At 47.7% G+C, this 6,253-nt stretch carries 8 protein-coding genes; all 8 read left to right on the top strand.

Going from position 1 to position 6,253, the window contains the following annotated elements; genetic code table 11:
* Nucleotides 1–86: 86 nt before the first annotated feature.
* The 8 genes from QT996_RS27920 (at nucleotide 87) to QT996_RS27885 (ending at nucleotide 6,194) form a co-directional block, all read left to right on the top strand.
* Nucleotides 87–476 (top strand): multiubiquitin domain-containing protein, encoded by a 390-nt coding sequence (locus tag QT996_RS27920; RefSeq protein WP_333050713.1) that lies wholly within the window; start codon nucleotides 87–89, stop codon nucleotides 474–476.
* A gap of 3 nt (nucleotides 477–479) precedes the next feature.
* Nucleotides 480–860 (top strand): E2/UBC family protein, encoded by a 381-nt coding sequence (locus tag QT996_RS27915; protein WP_333050711.1) that lies wholly within the window; start codon nucleotides 480–482, stop codon nucleotides 858–860.
* Nucleotides 857–2,275, top strand: coding sequence for a ThiF family adenylyltransferase (locus tag QT996_RS27910; RefSeq protein WP_333050708.1), 1,419 nt, complete (start codon nucleotides 857–859; stop codon nucleotides 2,273–2,275). Before QT996_RS27915 ends, QT996_RS27910 begins: the two co-directional genes overlap by 4 nt.
* Before the next feature lie 3 nt (nucleotides 2,276–2,278).
* Nucleotides 2,279–2,653 carry a DUF6527 family protein gene (locus tag QT996_RS27905; RefSeq protein WP_333050707.1) on the top strand — a complete coding sequence of 125 codons (375 nt, stop codon included), beginning with the start codon at nucleotides 2,279–2,281 and terminating at the stop codon, nucleotides 2,651–2,653.
* A gap of 450 nt (nucleotides 2,654–3,103) precedes the next feature.
* Nucleotides 3,104–3,271 carry a hypothetical protein gene (locus QT996_RS27900; RefSeq protein ID WP_333050705.1) on the top strand — a complete coding sequence of 56 codons (168 nt, stop codon included), beginning with the start codon at nucleotides 3,104–3,106 and terminating at the stop codon, nucleotides 3,269–3,271.
* Nucleotides 3,272–3,419: 148 nt separating this feature from the next.
* Nucleotides 3,420–4,958, top strand: a complete 1,539-nt coding sequence (locus QT996_RS27895; RefSeq protein ID WP_333050703.1) for a class I SAM-dependent DNA methyltransferase — start codon at nucleotides 3,420–3,422, stop codon at nucleotides 4,956–4,958.
* Nucleotides 4,958–6,025, top strand: a complete 1,068-nt coding sequence (locus tag QT996_RS27890) for a hypothetical protein (protein WP_333050701.1) — start codon at nucleotides 4,958–4,960, stop codon at nucleotides 6,023–6,025. Before QT996_RS27895 ends, QT996_RS27890 begins: the two co-directional genes overlap by 1 nt.
* Nucleotides 6,018–6,194 carry a hypothetical protein gene (locus QT996_RS27885; protein WP_333050699.1) on the top strand — a complete coding sequence of 59 codons (177 nt, stop codon included), beginning with the start codon at nucleotides 6,018–6,020 and terminating at the stop codon, nucleotides 6,192–6,194. Before QT996_RS27890 ends, QT996_RS27885 begins: the two co-directional genes overlap by 8 nt.
* Nucleotides 6,195–6,253: the final 59 nt, after the last annotated feature.

Below are 6,253 nucleotides of genomic sequence, written 5' to 3'. Positions count from 1 at the left end.
GAACTCCAACCCTATAGGGTTTACCCCACCGTTGCTAGCCATCCCCCCTTTCGGGTTTCGACTAAACGAATCGCACCGATCCAGTTATTGCGGGCTTTCAGCTTCTGGACGCGGCAGGGAAGAGGCCATCTGATGAATACCTCATCTTTCAGCGGTTGCAGAACGGGCAGCTTGAGGAAATCAGGCCTGATGAAACGGTCGATCTGCGGAAACCGGGTATAGAGGCGTTTATCACCTGGCAAAGCGATCGCTCTTTCCGTTTTGTAATTGACGGCCGGAAATTTGAATGGGGGATACCGCTCATTACCGGGCTGAAGCTCAAACAACTTGCGGGAGTTGACCCCAAATCTTATGGAGTTTGGCTGGAGGTACGGGACGGAGAAGACCGCCCGGTTGGAAATGAGGAGTCGGTGGATCTCCAAGCTCCCGGAGTCGAGCGCTTCTTCACCGGTAAGAAGACTACGACGGAGGGTTAATTCATGAGCTTCTTACCCTCGCGAGAGCGGGAATATCTTGAAGGCAAAGGTATTGTCTTTCAGGAAGTCACAGACGGGAGCCAAAAGGGAGTAATTCTTCCTTGCTTTAGGTTGCCGTCCAACAAGTACGATGTCCACCAGGCGGAGGTATTGATTGTGCTTCCACCTGGCTACCCAGATGTCCCGCCTGATATGTTTTACTTGCAACCCTGGGTGAAGCTTGCCACTCGCAACCGTTACCCCACAGCAGCAGACCAGGCTTTTAGGTTCAATGGGTTGTTGTGGCAGCGGTGGTCGCGCCACAACAACGAGTGGCGTCCCGGTACTGACGGTATTTGGACGATGCTCAAGCGCGTGGAACACGCCCTGGAGGTGGCTGCATGAGCTTTACTGCCAGTATGGTGTTGCAGGAGGAACACCTTAAATACCTCCAAGAAACCCTGAGCCGCGCAGATGGACGAGAACGAGCGGCTTACGTGATCTGCGGAGAGGTAGTCATTGAATCGGACCCTTGGGATGGTCAGCACCGCAGGAAATATCTTTCCTATGAAATCCTTTCGGTTCCTGAAGATGAGATAGTTTCCAGTTCAGAGCGGCATATTACGTGGAAAACTGATTCTTTTGTTCGAGCATTGAAGCTCGCTCAAACAAGGGGGATGACGGTGGCTATCGTTCACAGCCATCCGAGAGGTATCGCTGCGTTTTCCGAACAGGATGATAGAAACGAGCCTGACCTTGTAGAGCTTGCCCAGCACAGAAATGGGCCCCAGACAAAACTCCTGAGCGTAATTCTCACAGACTCAGGAGAGCTTGTCTGTCGCCTGTGGACGAGCCAGCAGGAGTCGATTCCCCTACAACTGATTTGTGTTGTAGGAAAAGCAATTCAGCTCCACTACACGGGACGGGGGAAGGGTATACCTTCGTCAGTTTTTCACCGACAATCGCTCGCATTTGGGGAAGCACTTACTCAGGATTTATCGACGCTCAGGGTTGGAGTGGTAGGCTGCGGCGGTACGGGGAGTGCAGTGGCCATGCTGCTACCCAAAATGGGAGTACGGCTGATTGCGCTCTTTGATCGAGATGTAGTTGAAGAGAGTAACTTGAACCGACTTCACGGCGCGACTCGGGAAGACGCTGAAGCAAAGCACCCGAAGGTTCTTGCTGTAGCGCGATCGCTCTCGGAGCTATGGCTTGGAGTGCAAGTAAAGTCCTATCAATCGTGGATAGGCGATCGGGATTGCCGAGATGCCCTGAAGTCCTGCGATATAGTCTTCGGTTGCACGGATGACCATGCCGGACGGTTGTTGCTTAACCGCTTTGCCTACTATTACCTGACTCCTGTTTTCGATGGAGGGCTTGCCATCGAGGTATCTCCAACTGAACCGCCAGAAATCAAAGCGCTAGATGGTCGAGTAACGGCACTAATACCCAACCACACCTGCCTGTTGTGCCGAGAAGTTATCAATTCTGTGGCGGCGCGGGATGAGGCTTTGAAGCGGAACCATCCAGTCGAATACGAACGGCGGAAAGCAGAGGCTTACGTTCTAGGTGAAGGAAACCCAAGTCCCGCAGTGGTACTCTTCACCACAGGTGTTGCGATTATGGCGATTGAAGAGTTGGTACACCGCCTTCAAGGATTTCGAGGCGAGAACGGTGCGATAGCCCAAAGAGTAAGAAAATTTCACCTGATGACCGATCGAAAGCAAGCTGCTGATTCCAAGCCGCATTGCCCTATCTGCGGTACTGCTGATTGTTGGGGCAAAGGCGATATTGTTCCATTTCTCGATTTGGTGGAGTGAGCTATGTTTTTTCGCAATCTAATTCGATGGATTCTAATCAAGCTGAAAGTAATTGACAAACCAGACTTGTCAGCACAGATAGTTAAAGCTCATCCAATACCTGAAGAAATTATACCGAAACAGGTATTTGTCGTTGGTGATGCTCGCTATCGGAAGTGGGCTTGTTTTCGATGTCCCGGTGAATGCGGAGAGGCGATTTTGTTGTCCTTAAAGCAGACGCAGCATCCTTCGTGGAAAGTCACTATAGACTGGTTGGGACGACCGACGATTCATCCCTCGGTTAGGCAGCTTAATGAGTGTAGATGCCATTTCTGGGTTCGTCATGGCTGTGTTGAATGGTGTTCCGATACAGCAGCTATAGCCCAAAGGAAATCCTAGTTGTTCGGAACAGCAATCAGGATTGTTTTGAAACTGCATTGCTGTACCGAGCGAAATTCCACCAAGTATACTGCCTTTGTATTTGGGTACGGAAATTGAATTCATTGTAGCTATACCCTTCCTAATCCGTTCTATTGTCTTACTAATTCAGGTACTAACCCCAACAATGTTACGACAAAGGTCAGGTTCTTCTAAGAAGTAGTATCCGCCAGGCTGCAAAAATCTGCACGCTTAGTCCTGAGAGTGCAGCTTTTTTTTGAACCCACATTCCGCAACTCAGCAGGCACAGAAAGCTAGACACTCTCATGATATATGACGACAACCGGGGGCGCGACCAACAAGACGTTACCGAAATGCTTGACTCTATGTTTTGAATGTTTTTACTGGCTTGTTTCAGTAATTCGTGGATTAGAACTTGTTTTTGCCTGCCATCAAGTCGGGGAGTTGGCGATGATAGAGTATTGTCTGTCTGTGGGGTTGAGTTTTGAGGTGGCGGCGATGATGCGGCAACGGCTGAAGGGGAGGGAACCGGAATTTACAAATTCGGTTTCGCTAGGGTGGTTTATGTTGTGCTGGAATTCAAAAAAGCGATCGCTTAACCTGGTAGAGTTTGATTAGGAGAGTGCGATCGCATTCTTAAAATCTGGTGAGCCTGTAATTCCTGTCTGGTTAGATCGGATTCCTCAAGGGGTAGCTAGTAAGCTGGTGAGTTAGGCGCGATCGCATTTATCAGGAATATTTTTTTCTTAAAATTAAGTATTTTTTCATGGGTAAGCTAACTCTGCCACAACTCGAACGACATCTGTTTGCCGCCGCCGATATCCTGCGGGGGAATATGGATGCTTCGGAGTTCAAAGAGTATATTTTTGGGATGCTATTCCTCAAACGCGCTTCGGATGTGTTTGAGCAACGTTATGACCAAATTATACAGGAGAATCTGGCGCGGGGACGCACGCTGGAAGAGGCGAAACAGAGGGCGGAAAATCCCATGAGTTACCAAGAGGCTTTTTTTGTACCGGAAAAAGCGCGATGGGCTTATATTCGCGATGAAGTACATGAAAAAGTAGCAGATGGATTGAATAAAGCTTTAGGTTCTCTGGAAGATAAGAACCAAGCTTTAGCAGGAGTATTAGGTCACATTAATTTTAATCGTCAGGTGGGAAAGAGTCGGATTTCTGATTCTAAATTACGCGAATTAATTCAACATTTTAGTAAGTATCGATTACGAAATGAAGATTTGGTTTTTCCCGATTTATTGGGTGCTGCTTATGAGTATTTGATTAAAGATTTTGCTGATTCTGCGGGGAAGAAAGGGGGCGAATTTTATACGCCACGTGAAGTGGTGCAGTTGATGGTGAGGCTGATGAAACCACAACCAGGGATGTCTGTTTATGACCCTTGTTGTGGTTCTGGAGGTATATTAATTCTGGCACAGCAATATGTTGAAGAGTGCGGCGGCGATGCCAGAAATTTAGCGCTTTACGGGCAGGATAATAACGGCGGTGTGTGGGCAATTTGTAAGATTAATATGCTGCTGCACGGGATTCGGGACGCGGATATTCACAATGATGATACGCTATTTAATCCCTTACATATTGAAGGCGGGGAACTCATGCGGTTTGACCGAGTAATTAGCAATCCGCCTTTTTCCCAAAACTATAGCCGTGAAGGGATGGCATTTCAGGGAAGGTTTACGCATGGATTTTGTCCAGAAATGGGGAAAAAAGCAGATTTAATGTTTGCTCAGCACATGATGGCGGTGCTAAAAGATAATGGGATGATGGCGACGGTAATGCCTCATGGGGTGCTGTTTCGGGGGGGTGAAGAGAAAAAGATTCGCGAGAGTTTGATTGAGAAAGATCGTTTAGAAGCGGTGATAGGTTTACCGCCCAATTTATTTTATGGAACGGGGATTCCTGCTTGTATTTTAGTGATGCGTGGCAGTAAAGATGCGAAACCTGCGGCACGTAAAAATCAGGTATTATTTATTAATGCCGATGCGGAATTTTATGCAGGTCGCGCTCAGAATTATTTGCGCCCCGAACATATTGAAAAGATTACCTGGGTGTTTGAAAATTTTAAGGCTTTACCGGGTTATTCGGCTGTGGTGACAAAGCAGGAATTAGCAGACAATGATTATAACTGCAATATTCGCCGCTATGCGGACAATGCGCCACCGCCAGAACCGCAGGATGTGAAAGCTCATTTATTGGGAGGAATTCCTAAAGTTGAGGTAGAGGCAAAGCGTCTATTGTTAGAGGCGCATGGATTCGATCCAACTAAGATTTTAGTGGAGCATTATTAATGGATTATTTAGATTTTATTCCTTCAATTACGGAAAGAGGGCAGATTAAAAAATTTATTGAATCTGATGCTGGCGTTCAACAACAAGAAGGTAAGCTTTATAGTGTGTTTGCTGCTTGGTGGCAACTTCATGCACCAGATTTGGGCGAGTTGCCCAAAACGAAGAAAGTGATGGAACTGCGAGGGGAGTTTTTGCATTCGTTTGTTGATAGCCTGGAACCTGTCGGTTTACTTGACCGCTTCAAGGTGGCGGGTGTGGTGGCGAGTTGGTGGGATGAAGTGAAGTATGAACTCAGAACGCTGTCAGAATCGGATTTTGGCGGGTTGGTTGATAGTTGGGTGGATACGATTCGGGATGCTTTAGAACAGGATGATGATACGCAGAAAAATCAGACGAAGTTCGACCCGCTCAATCATAAGCTGGTGGTGCGGTTGATGCCGGACTATCTGGAGGAAATTGCTGATGCTGAGGCGAGAATTGCCCAGTTAGAGCAGCTTAAGGTTGCGTTTGAAGGGGGGGAAGAGGCCGAGGAGGGAGAAGCCAGCGGTGAGGAGTCGGAGGCGGTTAATTTTGCTAAGGAGTTGGAGACAAGGCTCAAGTCTCTGAAAGGTTTGATTAAGGAGCCGAAGAAGGAAATTAAGGATTTAAGGAAGAATTCGCCGTTGTTGAATGCGGCTAAAATCGCAGAACTTGAGGCGACGGTTGAGCCGATGGAAGCGGAAAGTGCCGAGATTGAGAAACAACTGGAACCCTATAAGGAAATTAAAAAGCAATTGAATGAAGCTAAGGGAATACTGAGGACGCTGAAGAAAGAAGTGGAGAAGCGTTTGTCGGCTAAACGTGCGGCGTTGACGGATGAGGATTGTCAGGGGTTGGTGTTGGCGATTTTCAAGGATGGCTTAATTGCTGAGTTGGAGCGATATGTCACGGCTCACCGTCAGCAGGTGATTGTGGCGGTAGAGAATTGGTGGGATAAGTATCGGGTGACGTTGCAGGATATTGAAACGGAACGGGATGCGGCGCGTCAGCAGTTGAGTGAGTTTTTGGGTGGGTTGGGATATGCGTGAGACTTTGGTTAAGACTGAGGAGTTTAAAGATTCGCCTCTGGGGAGAATTCCGAAGGATTGGGAAGTTTTTAAGCTGTCAGAAGTAGTACCTCGTGTTGAATATGGGATTTCTGTGTCCTTAGATGACGAGGTTGGTATTCCCGTTTTACGAACATTGGTGACAAGTTAAGGAAGAAAGAGGTTTGTCAAGGGGGAACTATCCTTGAGGGAAAAAATGTGTGAAACTCA

This window comes from Microcoleus sp. S13C4 (assembly GCF_036700865.1).
Taxonomy (GTDB): domain Bacteria; phylum Cyanobacteriota; class Cyanobacteriia; order Cyanobacteriales; family Microcoleaceae; genus Microcoleus.
This window is presented reverse-complemented; position numbering and strand designations above follow the sequence as displayed.

Coding starts and splice junctions, on each gene's coding strand:
- QT996_RS27910 (WP_333050708.1), top strand. CDS start 857: ATGAGCTTTACTGCCAGTATGGTGTTGCAGGAGGAACACCTTAAATAC.
- QT996_RS27885 (WP_333050699.1), top strand. CDS start 6,018: ATGCGTGAGACTTTGGTTAAGACTGAGGAGTTTAAAGATTCGCCTCTG.
- QT996_RS27900 (WP_333050705.1), top strand. CDS start 3,104: ATGATAGAGTATTGTCTGTCTGTGGGGTTGAGTTTTGAGGTGGCGGCG.
- QT996_RS27890 (WP_333050701.1), top strand. CDS start 4,958: ATGGATTATTTAGATTTTATTCCTTCAATTACGGAAAGAGGGCAGATT.
- QT996_RS27905 (WP_333050707.1), top strand. CDS start 2,279: ATGTTTTTTCGCAATCTAATTCGATGGATTCTAATCAAGCTGAAAGTA.
- QT996_RS27895 (WP_333050703.1), top strand. CDS start 3,420: ATGGGTAAGCTAACTCTGCCACAACTCGAACGACATCTGTTTGCCGCC.
- QT996_RS27915 (WP_333050711.1), top strand. CDS start 480: ATGAGCTTCTTACCCTCGCGAGAGCGGGAATATCTTGAAGGCAAAGGT.